Here is a 256-nt window from a genome sequence, read left to right as displayed (position 1 = left end):
CTTTAAATTCGTATTTCCAGCCGCTTGCTTCACTTACTTCTTCCGTTGCGATCACTTTACCATTTTGTAGTAGGTCTACTTTGATTGTTTTCGGACGTTCTTTCGCATTATCGTCTTTCCACGTTTTCTTTCCTTCTACTTTTGTTTGACCTACTTTTGTATTTGTGATGTCGTAACCAGTTACTTCTGATTTGTAACCATCTACCGCTTGTTCTTTCACTTCATACTTGTAGGCAGCGCCATTCGCATCGTATGC

General features: G+C 39.8%; 1 protein-coding gene. It reads right to left on the bottom strand.

The genetic code is table 11. From position 1 onward, the window contains the following. Positions 1-256: Cna B-type domain-containing protein (locus ORL93_RS31125; RefSeq protein ID WP_265960364.1), on the bottom strand; the 256-nt coding region annotated here is incomplete at both ends.

The organism is Bacillus sp. DHT2, from assembly GCF_026241455.1.
Classification (GTDB): domain Bacteria; phylum Bacillota; class Bacilli; order Bacillales; family Bacillaceae_G; genus Bacillus_A; species Bacillus_A pseudomycoides.
The sequence above is the reverse complement of the archived record's forward strand: the minus strand, read 5'-3'. Positions and strand labels throughout refer to the sequence as shown.